At 65.5% G+C, this 433-nt stretch carries 2 protein-coding genes; both read left to right on the top strand.

Annotated features, from left to right (window positions below; genetic code table 11):
- A partial coding sequence (locus AC1D1Y_RS26480) for an LPS-assembly lipoprotein LptE (RefSeq protein ID WP_477684965.1) occupies positions 1 to 231 on the top strand: 231 nt, incomplete at its 5' end.
- Between the two features lie 6 nt (positions 232 to 237).
- Positions 238 to 433, top strand: a 196-nt coding sequence (locus AC1D1Y_RS26475; protein ID WP_477684964.1) for an Lrp/AsnC family transcriptional regulator, incomplete at its 3' end; no start/stop codon positions are given.

Genomic DNA, 433 nt, shown 5'->3' with positions numbered 1-433 from the left:
GGCCAGGTGCGCGAGTTCCAGCTGCGCATTCGCCTGAAATTTCGCATGCGCACGCCGCAGGGGCGCGACCTGATCGAGGACACCGAGATCATCCAGCAGCGCGACATCAGCTTCAACGAATCCGCGGTGCTGGCCAAAGAAGCTGAAGAAGGCCTGCTGTACCGCGACATGCAGTCCGACATCGTGCAGCAGCTGCTGCGCCGCATTGCCGCGGTCAAAACCCTGGACTGAACCCACATGGCCCTGGACCGCGTGGACCAAACCCTGCTGGAGCTGCTGCAAAGCGACGGCCGCATGAGCGCGCAGGCGCTGKCCGAGGTGGTCAACCTCTCGGCCCGCGCCACGCTGAACCGCATCCGCCGGCTCGAAGACGACGGCCTGATCGCGGGCTACCGCGCGTTATTGGCGCGCAAGGCGTTGGGCGAGCATGTGT

The sequence above is a fragment of the Polaromonas sp. P1_G1 genome (genome assembly GCF_056405595.1).
This window is presented reverse-complemented; position numbering and strand designations above follow the sequence as displayed.